The 13,099-nt window shown below is 45.5% G+C and carries 5 protein-coding genes; all 5 read right to left on the bottom strand.

The features are described from left to right. Positions 1 to 293 precede the first annotated feature (293 nt). Entirely contained in the window at positions 294 to 1,283 is a 990-nt protein-coding gene (locus tag AC50YG_RS14870) for a glycoside hydrolase family 43 protein (RefSeq protein ID WP_494827725.1), read from the bottom strand. Between the two features lie 117 nt (positions 1,284 to 1,400). Continuing rightward, positions 1,401 to 3,062: a response regulator gene (locus AC50YG_RS14865; protein ID WP_494827723.1), complete on the bottom strand. Its 1,662-nt coding sequence runs from the start codon at positions 3,060 to 3,062 to the stop codon at positions 1,401 to 1,403. Then, positions 3,055 to 4,797 carry a sensor histidine kinase gene (locus AC50YG_RS14860; RefSeq protein ID WP_494827720.1) on the bottom strand — a complete coding sequence of 581 codons (1,743 nt, stop codon included), beginning with the start codon at positions 4,795 to 4,797 and terminating at the stop codon, positions 3,055 to 3,057. The genes AC50YG_RS14865 and AC50YG_RS14860 overlap by 8 nt, the downstream gene beginning before the upstream one ends. An 81-nt stretch (positions 4,798 to 4,878) precedes the next feature. Then, positions 4,879 to 6,552: an extracellular solute-binding protein gene (locus AC50YG_RS14855; protein ID WP_473757732.1), complete on the bottom strand. Its 1,674-nt coding sequence runs from the start codon at positions 6,550 to 6,552 to the stop codon at positions 4,879 to 4,881. A gap of 188 nt (positions 6,553 to 6,740) precedes the next feature. Further along, positions 6,741 to 12,998 (bottom strand): family 43 glycosylhydrolase, encoded by a 6,258-nt coding sequence (locus AC50YG_RS14850; protein ID WP_494827718.1) that lies wholly within the window; start codon positions 12,996 to 12,998, stop codon positions 6,741 to 6,743. Between the last annotated feature and the right edge of the window lie 101 nt (positions 12,999 to 13,099).

The following is a 13,099-nucleotide window of genomic DNA, read 5'->3' as shown; positions in this document are numbered from 1 at the left end:
TTGAGAAATTCAATCCAGCTCCTTCAGGCTGCCAGGCTGCATTCCTCGTCCATGAACCGCAGATCATTACTACACTTAAAAGTTTAGCGCTTACATTTTTGGACAACAACCTGTCTATCTTGTGTTCAATTACCCGTCATATTATAGGTTTATGCTTGTCCATCTGCTTTCAAAGCAGCTGTCTAAATAACAAAAAGACCGCAATTCCCAACCAAGTGGCAGGGGCTGCGATCTTTGTGCTTTATTATCCATATTTACTATTTGTTATTTGTTATTTAATCATTGCGGTCTAGCTAGCTTTCCATCGCATAAGGATCGATAATTTGTATCGTTCCATCATCATTGTAATGCAATTCCGTGAATTTAACACAGCGCTTATGATTGACGCCTTCGGAGAGGGAGCTGTCGTGATAGAACAAATACCATTTGTCTTCAAACTGAACGATAGAATGATGGGTCGTCCAGCCGATTACCGGTGTAAGAATGGTCCCTTTGAACGTATAGGGACCCATCGGGTTACGGCTAACCGCGTAAACCAGCTTATGCGTAGTCCCTGTTGAGTACGACAAATAGTACCAGCCGTTATATTTATGCACCCAAGGTCCCTCGAAATATCTTCGATCCTCATCACCAGCTAGAATCGGGCTTCCGTTTTCGTCGAGAATCGAAATCTCCTGTAGCTCACCTTGAAAAGACAGCATATCCTCGCTCAGCAATGCGACCCGCGGACCCAGCGCTGCCTCCCCCGCATTCGGACCTTCTGCGCCCGGCTCAAAGACACCGTTCTGCCATTTTTCCAGTTGTCCTCCCCAAAGACCTCCGAAGTAAATGTAGGACTTATCGTCTTCATCCACGAATACAGCCGGATCAATACTGAAGCTGCCCGGAATGTAGTCAGGCTCTGGGGTAAAGGTACCCGCTGGTGTCGTGCTTGTGGCTACGCCAATCCGAAATATTCCTTCATGATCCCGAGCGGGGAAAAACAAATAATACGTATTGTTCTTATAGGCAGCATCCGGCGCCCATAGCTGCTTAGAAGCCCAACGGACATCCTTTAGATGCAATACCTCGCCATGATCTACAACAGCAGCTTCAAAACTGTCTATAGACAGCACATGATAATCCTCCATCGCGTATTGATCCCCATTATCGTTGTCAGGACCATCGTGGTCAAGGTCATGAGATGGGTAAATATAAATTTTGCCTTCAAATACATGTGCAGAAGGATCTGCCGTAAAAAGATGGGTAACAAGCGGTTGATTAGGTACTGGTGCATTAGACATATGAAATCTCCTCCAATTCAGGGTCATTTCTAACTTACGTATCGCTTATTCGCTAAACTGCCACTCGTGAAATTTAATCCCTTTCGTGCCATCCGGGCGGGCAGTTGGTCATTCATTTCATATCTTCCTTGTACGTTCGTTTTCGTTTATAACGGTAGGAAAGGTATCCCGATATTCTTGCGGCGTTATTCCCGTCGCCTTCTTAAAAAAGCGCGTAAATGAATGTGCCGCTTCGTAGCCGACGGCGGATGATACTTCTCGAATTTTAAGCTCCCCGTTTCTTAGCAGCTCTCTAGCTTTTTTCAAGCGGCAGCTATCTATATATTCGGATAAATTCACCCCTCGCTCCTGCTTAAAAAACCGGGATAAGTAGGATGGATTAAAATAATTAATTTCCGCCAGCCGCACTAAGGATAAGTCCTCGCTTAAATGCTCTTCAATATATCGGCATATACGGTCGATTACACTGGTTGTCCGCTCTAGCTCGCCGTTATGCTTAACTTTGAATAGGCGGTCGGCAATGACATGCAAATAGGCAATCCCCTCCTTCATGGATGAATGCTCATCAAGACGCATAAGTTTTCCATAATCACCAATCTGGTGGTAAAGCCCCCAGCGATTAATGGAAGCAAGCAGCACAAGCGCGATAGAATAATAGCTCTCTATCGTTCGGTGAACATTGCCCGTTGGATGCAGCATGCCAGTCGTCATTTCCTCCACTACCTCATAAAACTTCTCTCTTCTCCCAGCTTCAAGATAGGCTTCCATTAACTCCGTTCTTTGAGCAATCATACTGTCTTCTTTCCTGTTTGAAGGCTCAAGCGGCTCCTTGCGATCCGTTAAAATAATGGATAACCCGTCGGCAATGGTCATTTGATGCAGCTGACGCAGTCTTTCATATTGCTGCGATACCGCTTCCCATTCACAAGAAGCACCACTTATAGTGAAGGCAATCGTTAAGCCTAGCGATTCCAAACATGTCTCCTGAATGAGCTCGAGCGTTCCTTCCAAATAGCGAATTAAATGACTATAAAACCTTTCCTCGACATGTTCAGATGGCTGAAGCAGCCATAACAAATTGCCGTGCTTATCAACAATTCCAATATGCCGCGTCTGCTCTGACAAATAGGAATGCCCAATCATTCTGGCGGAATTAACAATCTCACTTCTATCGGAGTAAGGGGTCTCAGCTGGATATGACAAATGACCAACTACCATCACAACCGGAATCAAAGGACTCAGATCGATGTTCAGTTTGCCAAATTCCTTAACCAACACCTCTTGATCATGGCAAAGAAGATGGCTTTTTTGCAAAAGATGTCTGATATACTCTCCTTGTGCCATAAATTCAAGCGCATACATCTGTTCACGGGATCGCTCGACTAATGCGCTCAATTGATTGTTTTGATGGATCTCTTGCATCACTTCTTGTACGATTTCCGTAACTTTCGTATAACCTTCCGTCTTCAATAAATACCGGACATTCGACATTTGAATCGCCTTATAGGCATACTGAAACTCGCTATAGCCCGTTAGGAAGATGATTTTGCACCGCGGCCAATACATCTGGATTTCATCAGACAATTCCAAGCCGCTCATGCCTGGCATGCTAATGTCAGTGATAACGATGTCAATTCGGGTACGTTGCAGCCAATTGAGCGCTTCTTTACCAGAATATGCTTTACAGACATCCAGCTTATCTGGCATCCATCGCTGAAATACTTCATATAACCCATCCGTAATGATGTCTTCATCATCCACGACTAACAGTCTAAGCAATCTCATTCTCCTCCTTCAGCTTGATGCGAATGACGACCTTGAGACTATTCAGCTCGCCTCTAGACAGAAGCAAACCGCTATTTCTTCCATAGGTTAAAATAATGCGCCTATGAATGTTCATCATGCCCGTCATTTCATAAGATTCTGTCGTACTGTCTAGGCGATTCTGCAAGGCTTCGATCTCGGTATCGCTCAATCGATTCCCGTTATTTTCCACTATAATCCGGGCCTCAGTCTGATCCAGCTCAAAAGCAACGCGAAGCAGTCCATCTTCCGTCATTTTCTCCAGACTATGCTCATATGCGTTTTCGATAATAGGCTGAATAATGAGCCTAGGCACACGGATATTCTCCATTTCCTTTGGCAAGTCATCAAACTCCACGCGAATCCGTCTTGAAAACCGGAGCTTCTGAATTTCGGTGTACATGCGAGAGTGCCTCGTTTCCTCAGCCAGCAGCACATTATCCTCCCCATTACGGGTAATGAATCTAAAATATTCCCCTAGCATATTCGTAAATTCTTCAATACGCTCCGTATCTCCCGTTCTGGCCAATGAATTGAGGATGAAAAAGCTGTTATAAAGAAAATGGGGATTTATTTGAGATTGAAGCTGCTTGAGCTCCGCCCGCTGCATCATCAGCTTTTGCTTAAAATCCTGATCAATAAGTGCCTGCAATTTATTCAGCATTTGGTTGAACCGATTATACAAATAGCCGAACTCATCCTTCTCCTCGTGCTCAATATGAATATCCAATGCACCTCCTTCCATTCTCCTAAAGCTCTGAACGAGAAGCAGCAATGGTTTATGAACGAATTTATAAGTGGAATAAGAATAGATAGCGATGGCAATGAAGGTCATGATCGCGAATAGCCACGCCCAGATTACGAATTTGCCCAGCGGTTTGCGTACCGTTTCCTCGGGCAAATACGAAGCAACGGTAACACCCAATTTATCGGAATGCGCTTTATCCATATGATACCTTTTGCCATCAATAACCAGCTTGGTCGTGCTGGCCTCTTCTACTTCTCTTATATCGCCTTGAAGCCTTCCACTTAATTCCTCGTCGCTCATCAATACAAATCCCGTCGTATCCGAAATAAGAAAAGATCCGCTTTCTGGATAAATATTGACTTGGTCCAACGCGTATCTCAGCTTTTCCCTATCCAATTCAATTTGTATGACGAATAGCGGCTCTTCTCCCTTCTTACCGCTATACTTGGAGGTGCTAAGATGAAGGGTGTTCTCCCACTTTACAAGTCGCTGCTCGCTCCTTCCAATACTGAAGCGAAAGAAATTGTACTTATTAACGTCAAGATCAGAGATCGCATTGCTAAACGAGATGGTTTTGTTAACAGGACGGATATGCACATAAACATCCTTAATATATACACTGCTATTTTTAAAGGAAGTTAAGCGACGGATCAAGTAATTTAAGCTCGCTCTTTTTTCAACATTGTCCATCATCTCCCAAGTGACAACGAGCCTATTTAATTCAGTATCCTCCAACAAGTCGAACTCCTGCAGCTCCATCCATTCGATTTCCCGATTAAGGGCTTCCAAATAATTGGTCAATTGCGCTTCAGAAGTTCTCGACAGGCCTTCGCTGGCATTTTTATAGCTCCAATTATACAAATATACGCCTAGCAGGATAATAGGAAGAATGACGATGAGATAAATAATGACCTGTCGCATGAATATCGTATTACGCCAAGAATGAGCGGGAAATTTAAGCAAACAAATTCCTCCGATGCTGCTTTTATAAGTCGTGAGCAAGTATTGTGTCTTCTAGCAGACAAAAGTCGAAGAAACCTCTCCCTACTTCAGATTACTGCCTCTTTCCGCATACCACTGGTTTACCTCCGCTGTTGTGCTGCTCCCGCCCAGCTTATTCCAATCGTCAACAAACCGGTCGAATTCGTCGATGGAACTGCCAAGTATAATATTAACGAAGGTGTCGATTTGAAGATTATACAAAATCGCTTGCTTAACAAGCATCGTTTCCGTTGGTGGTCCTACAAAGCTTTCGTATAATAGCTGATCTTTTTTCATATATTGGTCAAGGACGGAAAAAGCACCAGATGGCCCATAGGTCCGCTCCCAGCCCCAGCCTGACTCTTTATTCGCATTTCCGGAACGGGAGATTTCGATATTTTTATAGATGAAACTGGCTTCATCCTTTAAGACCGAATGATCGCCGTTTCCGCCAGCCTCAGCTATTTGGCGATACGCCTCCAGATTCTTCATTGCCGGGAACGGCGTCACTGGAGAAAGCTTCCAGACCGGAAACGGGGAGCTGTAATAGGTTTCATATTCCGCTGTCCCACCCCAGTTCTTCTCCAGATGCAAATTAAAAAGCTTAACGATGGCTTCAGGATGCGGATACCCTTTTCTGACAGCAAAAAAATGGCTGGTGTTGAACCGCAGCGGAACCTTGGGCGCTTCTCCTAATACAGAAACGATCGGAAAGGCCTGCCACTCCGCATTTGGTTCATTAGCACGGCTTGATTGAACCGTAAAAGACCCCCATTGCTCTCCATAAAGCATGCCAACTTTCCCCTCAGCAATTAGCTTTTCTTCTTTCAAGCCATCCTTAAGAGCAAATTCGCTATCAATTTGACCATCCCGATACATATTTTGAAGAACCTTTAACGCCTCTTTCACTTCTGGTTGAATCCCGCCATATAAGAGTTTTCCCGACCCGTCCTTCATCCATATATTAGGATAAGCCTTATAGCCAGCCATAAAACCCGTCAATCCCATAACGGGATCAAATAAATACTGAGTCACCGCTAGGCCAAACGTATCATTAATGCCATTTTGGTCAGGGTCATTTTCTGTAAACGCTTTCGAAATAGCTAGCACGTCGTCCATGGTTTTCGGCGGTTCTAATCCCACATTGTTTAACCAATCTGTACGCAGCCATATAAACATCGCCCCTTCAATAGAAGAGCTGGTCTCTGGTATTCCCATCAGCTTCCCTTCAACCGTTGCTGCTTCAAAAGGCCCCGTTCCCTCTTGGCTTAAAATGTTTTTGGTAAACGATGAGCCATATTGCTCATAAGCTTCAGACAGATCCTGAATCAGTCCAGCATTGCTGAGCATCCTAAGCTGCTGCGCATTGACTTTGACGACATCGGGAATATTTCCTGAAGCAAAGGCCCCGCTTAGCTTCTGATGATAAAGGTCACCCTTGGCGATCCATTCATAATTGATTTTAATGCCAAGCACCTGTTCATATAGACGAATCCACCTATTATTCTCGAATGTTTCTCCCGGCAATTGGCTGATTAAATCCTCTAAGCTATCGTCGCTTTCTCTTGCAAAGGTTAGTTCAATAGCTGGATTATATGGGCTTAGCGCGGGCTCTTCATAGATCGTCCCTCCTTCAAGCCTGTTCGAGCTTTCTTTATTAGTGCCGCTGCTATAATCGCATGACGTTAGGAGTTGAACAGACAATAATGCAGCAAGCAGAAGCTTGACCTTGTTCATTATTGGTATCCTCAACAGGTGTGCCCCATTTCACATTAGAAAATATCGACCCAGTCTATGACTCTAATTATCCAAATTACGAGAAGAAACACAATACACATCTCTTTATATTGTTACCCATCCTTTACTTTAAAAGCAAATAAAAAATCCGCCCATCCCCTGCTTTGGATGATGGACGGATATATTTGTTAGATTAAATCTGACTTCTGCAGCAGCAGCTGAATCATCTTGGCCACCTCGGCCCTTGTCACCTGTGCTTTCGGAGCTAGCGTGCCTGCGCCTCTCCCGCTTACGATGCCTCCTTGAATCGTGTCTGCTATTCCGTCTTTCGCCCAGTCAGCCGCCTCCGATGCATCGATGTAAGGCTGTAACAGCTCGCTTGCGGATTGGTTCGGGAGCTTCGCCTTCTGACCAGTAACAACCATCGCCTTGGCTAAAATCGTCATTGCCTGTTCGCGATTAATCTTTTCTTTCGGCCGGAATGTACCATCCTCGAACCCTTGGATAAGTCCGTAGGCCTCGGCCGTCTTGACCGCGCTGCTGTACCAATCCCCCACCAGCACATCCGAGTATGCCGGTGTCCCGCTTTCCAGCTTCAAGCCTAGTCCCCGCACCAAGATCGCCGCAAATTCGGCACGTGTAATGGCTGCACTCGGGTTAAATAAATTTTTGCCGATACCATTGATGACCATTCTTGCCCCCATGTCGTTCACGGCATCCTTTGCCCAATGATTTTCGACATCCTTGAACGCTGTCGGATGGTAGATAATCGAATAGGTGCTGTTAGACAAGCTGTTCAGCAACGCAAAATACTTGCCGTCCAACTGAACGATTTTAGTTGGCACATGACGAACCTCTCCATCCGGCTCAACGACAACACCTGTTGTTATTTTGCTAGGAACAACACCTTCTGGAAGAGCAATTGTCCGTTCTACATAAGCGTTGAACTTCGTTAGCTGAATGACTGAATCTTTATTCATAACCCTAATTGCAAAATCGATTGGCGGTACTACCAAGGTGAATGCCTCTAATTCAGCCGCACGCTCTACCACCTTTGTCATTTCCTCAGACGTTGCAGCGATCTCAAATTGAATCGTAATATCTTGCAAGTTGACCGAGTCTCCTAGCTGGCTGATCACCGCATTCATATCGATTTTCTGCACAGGCACCGTATAGGCTGCCCGATCCGTTTGGAGCTCGATTACAGCTTTCTTCTCTCCTAAAACTTTAAGCATTTGGGCATTCAACTGTCCGATGACAATGTCGGAGCCGTTAAGAACGGGAATGGTAACGACGGCACTATCCCCTTGCACGGCAAGCAGTTGACCCAGCTTCTGCTCGTCAAACACAACCGTTGTAACGGTTTTTCCATTCTTTTCAATCGTTATTGCCTCTCCCGTACTTACCGCCTTGCCGTTGATTAGGATGTCGATGCGGCTGCTGCCTGTCCCTGGTGCAGTTGTCGATGCACCCCCACCAATGCTTCCGCCATTGTCGCCAGGATTGCTGCCTCCATTGTTTTCACCAGCTACCGTAATTTGCGTTACAGCCTTCTTCTCTGTGCCTCCGGCAGCGACTGTCAATGTCAGCGTGCCTGCTCCAGCGGATAAGCCTTTGACTGTAACGGCAGCTTTGTTGCTGTCTCCTACGATGCTGATATGACCGCCTGCCTCCCATTGATAAACAGGGTTAGTTGCATCAATTGGATTGAGCGCCGAGCTGAAAGTTAATTGCTCATTTACCTTAAGCAGCTGTGCCCCATCTGAAATGCTAACGGATTGCAAGGGAATGTTTTCCTCCGCTTCAAGAGCGGTGAATTTCCAATAATCCATATTGAATAGATTGCTCTCGCCTTCTCCATTAAATATAAAGAAAACATTGTGGACCCCTTTAACAGGGCTTACATCGGTTTTCATCAGCTTCCAAGCTTGCTCCCCGCCTGTAGAAGCCGCATCAAGCGTACCTATAACCTCACCAATAGGGCTATCTACACGAATCTCGATTCTTCCGCCTACATCTGAGGCAATATTGGCTTCGAATGACCCGGCCCCATCATTGCCGAAATCAACATTCGCAACCGCCAGCCAATCTCCGTTATGAATATTCGTGACATTCAGATTAAACGCTGATTTTGTACTACCTGGAGCAACAGATATTTCTGTCAAAATACCTGCATTCCACGCAATGGTTTCCGCTTCAGTCCTTTGATAGGGATTGAGCGTTTTCAGTTGAGCGATACCCTCCATATCAGCTTGAATCTCTTTCATTAATCCATTCTCATAAAATTCAACCTTGTTAATATGAGTGGAACGATAGCCTTTTCCATCGCCAATAGCCGCTTTGCTGACGGTCTGCGCATGGTAGGTAACATACCACTCTCCATTAAACTCGAAAATAGCATGATGGTTATTGCCGCCAACTCCGAAGAACGTATACGGATTTTTCAAAATGGGCGCAACATAAGTAAACGGCCCCATTGGACTGTCACTCATCATGTAGGCAATTTCACCTGGAGGCGGTGTGCCTTCCGGATGGGTACCCGAGAAATTTGAGCAATAGGTGTAATAATATTTTCCATTATATTTATGAATGCCGGAATCCTCAAAAATGTAAGGCGCATCGATCATAACCGCCGCCCCTACTGTACTGATCAAATCCTCGCCCAGCTCAATCACTCTGGCGGTTTTGGGGTTAGCGATTTGTTCAGCAGTCGAGTTAGGTTCCCCAGGAATGCCTCCGCCAAAGTACAAATAACCTTTGCCGTCGTCATCAACCAATACCGCCGGGTCAAACAGCCAGATTACGCCGGGAACGCCGGGCGTATTTCCGGTAATTAAAGCTTTTCCGAGCGGATCGACCCACGGTCCGAGCGGGCTGTCCGCAGTTAGCACGCCAATTCCTCCTGCACCGTTAGCAAAATAAAGAAAGAACTTATCCTCGCCATTAATTTGCTTATGTGCAGCTGCCGGCGCCCACGAGAATGTCGCCCAGCCAGCGATGCCACCCGAGCCCGCCACTGGAATTGCGCCATGGTCCGTCCAGTTCACCATATCTGCTGAGGAGATTACATGTACTTGATTTAAATTAGCGAATGAATTGTCTTTAATATTCCCGTTGCTGTCATATTCGAAGGAATCACTCGACATATAGATGTAGACTCTTCCATCGTAAGCTAACGCATACGGATCAGCCCCCAGCTTGTGGCTCATCAAGGGATTGGAGTAGCCCGGGATTTTCGCAAGCGCTTTCGTATCCAGCAGCTTTAATCCAATGCTCGCTACGGCATCATGCACGTTGTAAACGACATCGCCGCCTTCAACATCAATGTAATCCGTTCGAATGGTAACGGTGCGATCAGATGGCACAAATCCATCGACCTTCAGTTTTATCGTCGCTAAAAGGTCGGAGGATGCATGCGTAAACTTCACATTTTCCCCAGATACATGCAGCTGAAGACGATGGTTCTCATACGTATAAGTCCCCTTTCCAACTAGATTGTCAGCATTAAACTCTACACCGGTTACTGTTAAATATTCGGGTATGCTATAGGACGCTGAAATCGACGTATAATTCCCACTCGGGAGCGCCTCCATTTTTACGGGTACGGTAAGCTCCATATTCTGAACGCCAATCACATCGGGCACATCTCCCAGATCTGCTTGCAGGACGGTTGCGGATGAATCGGTTCCCGTCATCTTGTCAGCTATTCTAAAGTAATCAAAATCTACATATCCGCCTGTAGTCTTGGTAGCAAAATTAAACAATGCAAATCGATAGCCCATAAAATGATCCAGCTTATAGCTCATTTGAAGGGGATTGCCTATCGCATGCCATTCAACTCCATTAAGACTATAATAGAAATAGGCTTTATCGGTTAAATTCCGATAATCAAATTCGACTTTTAAATAGACTCTGTCCTGAATTAGCGGAACGCTTGCAAGCTCTTCTGCTGTCCCTGAGCTTGCATTTACCATAATGAGGGATTTCGTATTCCCCTCCATTTTCACACCTACGAATCCATAGTCCTTCTGGAAAGCAGCGAGACCCGCAACATCTCCATTTTTCATTTGGCTGATATCCACGGCCACTTTTCCTGAGCTTTCTGGTCCAAACGTTCGTTGGGTAAGCGTATTTCTAGCATTTTCAATACTTGTGCTCTTTCTTCCGTTCGTAAGTCGCAAATAACCAGGACGCTGCGTCAAAGACCAATTATTATGGTCCGGGTTATGATTCCACTGCCAAGCCAAGGCAAGGTTAGAGCCATTGTAGTCATATTCCCCGTTGTTTGTTTTGTCCAACCCTCCGGGCGGTGTAACGTCAATAAGAGAAAGGTCATCCACATAGAAATCCATCAAATCCTTAACCGGGTCCTGCTCAGCTGTCCAGGAAGTCTCGATGAAAATAATCGGTTCATGGAGCGCGGCATCTGCCGGGATGGTGTAAGTCCCTTCAATCGTTCCCCATTCCCCTTTATTTGCCACAGCCGATCCAATTACCTTGATCGTTGTCCAATCTCCATCCTGCATTGCAAAGTTAAATTGCCTTCTAGCAGGCAGTGTGTCGTCACCTTCATACTTTACTTTTGCAGAAAATTTATAAATGCCGCCAGCCTTTACTTTACCGGCAATCCGTTGCTGAACGCCTGCCCCTGTAGCCTGTCTGTCCGTAATCTGCAGGCTATGTGTTCCTCTGAATGCTTCATCCGTTGTTACTGTAACCGTTGCCTGATCATGGGCCATCCATGGGGCTTGTCCTTTTTCGAACCCGCCGTTGATGAGAAGATTAGGATCCAGCGAAACATCAAGAAGAGAAACGTCATCTACATAAAAATCCATCAAATCCTTAATCGGATCCTGCTCAGCTGTCCAGGAAGTCTCAATGAAAATAATCGGTTCATGGAGCACAGCGTCTGCCGGGATGGTGTAGGTTCCTTCAATGGTTCCCCATTCCCCTTTATTGACCGCAGCCGTTCCAATTACCTTGATTGTTGTCCAATCTCCATCCTGAATCGCGAAATTAAATGGCCTAACGGCAGGCAGTGTATCATCGCCTTCATATTTTACTTTTGCAGAAAATTTATAGGTGCCGCCTGCTTTTACTTTACCGGCAAGCCGTTGCTGAACACCTGCCCCTGTAGCCTGTCTGCTGCTGACGTGCATGCTGCTTTCGCCGCTGTTATATACGCTGTCTGTAACTGCAACAATGGCTTGATCATGAGCTGTCCATGGGTCTTGACCTTCTTCAAAGCTGCCGTTGACCAGAAGCTCTTGTCCTTCCTCCGCAAGCTCCGTTTGCCCAACACTAGCAGCCGTGTATAGCGTTTCGGTAGAAGCTTCGTAAAGCTCTGCATCTGGGCCTGAAATTTGCTGCCTAGCAGCCGCATTCGCTGATGAATGACCTGATGCGTTGAATGATGAAGCGCCCACTCTCTCTGTGTTCTGATAGAACTCGTCAGAAGCTGCAAAATAGCTGTTGGCGCTTACTCCACTTACGGGAATTTTGATGTTTTCCGGAATTGTACCGTTGACGCCGAACACCGGCCAATTATTTTCCCAAGCAACCGGTACAAGAAACGGTATGCGGCCAACCGCTCCATGATCTTTGAACAGCAAGCCATACCACTTGCCGTCTTGTGTATCAATAATGCCACCTTGTGCAGCACCTTCACTTAAAACGAGTTTCCCCTCGTATGTGCCGTCGATAGTAGACGCGCGATGTACAATCTGAACACGAGGTGAATTTTTAGGCCATGCGATATTGAATATATAATAGTAGCCGTTTATTTTTTGAATGTGAGAGCCCTCGGCAGGCAAGCCAACATTCTCTATTGTGCTTGCTGCTAAACTTGCGTCGGGGATAACTATTTTGTCAAGGCCGCCTGCTTTAATCGCAGTCGCATCTGCGGTAAGCTCAATGATTTTTATATCACCTCCGCCGTACACCATGTATACCCGTCCATCTTCATCAAACAGCAAGGACATGTCGTGATAAACCCCATCAAGCTCGGAACGCGTCCAAGGCCCTTTTTCAATATTAGCTGTTTGATAGATATAGGTTTTACCGGTACTGTATGAAGCAAAGGCCACGTAATATTTGCCATCATGATACCTTAAGCTGCTGGCCCACGAGCCTTTGCTATAATCGTTTTTTTCGTTTCGAAACGTCTGCTCGTCATTGTCAGCCAAAATATCATACACATAATTGACGATTTCCCAGTGTACAAGATCATATGATTTCATAATCGGCACACCTGGATTCATATGCATAGTCGTGCTGGTCATATAGTAGACGTCGTTTACCCGAATCACATCGGGGTCCGGAACGTCTGCCCATATGATTGGATTCTGAAACTCAGCCTCCTCCTGTTTAGCGAATATGAAGGTGCTGGGTACGAGACTCATTAACAATGTAAACGCTATCAACAATACAAATGACTTTCTATACATTTTTTCTTCTCCTCCTTAAAATGATTATTTCTTTGTATATCTTAAAATAATTACGATCATTAATCGATGTATTTTTTTATTCGAAAGGTTAAAATTATTAT

This window comes from Paenibacillus sp. J31R34 (genome assembly GCF_059383715.1).
The sequence above is the reverse complement of the archived record's forward strand: the minus strand, read 5'-3'. Positions and strand labels throughout refer to the sequence as shown.